Annotated in this window: 1 protein-coding gene; it reads right to left on the bottom strand. The window is 60.3% G+C overall.

What is annotated here, in order from left to right:
- The coding region (locus KXV01_RS19990) for a transposase (RefSeq protein WP_263468023.1) at positions 1–587 on the bottom strand (587 nt) is incomplete at its 3' end.
- Positions 588–811 lie beyond the last annotated feature (224 nt).

The raw sequence follows: 811 nt of genomic DNA, 5'->3' as shown, positions 1-811 counted from the left end.
ACCCCCGGAATGGTCATGATCCGCCGATACAGGTCGCGCTGTTCGCCACTGCGGCACAGTTGCTGAATCTGTTGGTCGAGCAGGGCAATGGCCTCTTTCAGACCATCGAAGATGCGCCCAAAGATGGCCGACTCCGACGCCCCCGCGCCTAGCGAGAGATTCAACTTCGCCTTGCTCCGGACCAGGCTGTCACGTTGCTGGAGCAGCACATGCAGCTGCTCCTGCGCAGGCGATCGGGCGACATGCTCATGCAGATTGTCGGCCTCCTTGGCGATGTAACGCGCAATGACCTGCGCGTCACCTGAGTCGGTTTTGCCGCGGCAGGCCACGCCCTTGGCGTAATGTTTGATGTCGCGCGGATTGAGCACAAAGACGACGTGGCCGGCCTTCTGGGCAGCTTGAACCACAAGCTCGTGGTAGCGATTGGTTGCTTCCACTCCAATGCGAGACCCGACCGGCAGAGTGGACAGCCACTTAGTGATGACTGAGGCTGAATTGGTGATGCGGGCGCTGCCCTTGGTGCCGTGGCAGGCCACCACCAGGGTCTTTGAATCGGCATCGATGCCGACGGCCAAATGATCTGACATCTGCGCAACTCCCAGCTATTGTTGAGGGGCTGGGGTGGTACCGCACCACGTTGGCTTGCCTACATCGGCGGTCCTCAAAGGCCGCTAGATCCTTTATCGACGTTAAGGTGCGGGATGGGGATCGCTCGGCTCGTCTGTCGGCTGCTATCCGCAGATATCATGTTGACGGTCCCTCCACCCTGGCTCCTACATACCGCGTAGGAGCCGGGAGGAACATACAAGCC

This window comes from Stenotrophomonas sp. Ps181 (assembly GCF_025697425.1).
GTDB lineage: Bacteria > Pseudomonadota > Gammaproteobacteria > Xanthomonadales > Xanthomonadaceae > Stenotrophomonas > Stenotrophomonas sepilia.
The sequence above is the reverse complement of the archived record's forward strand: the minus strand, read 5'-3'. Positions and strand labels throughout refer to the sequence as shown.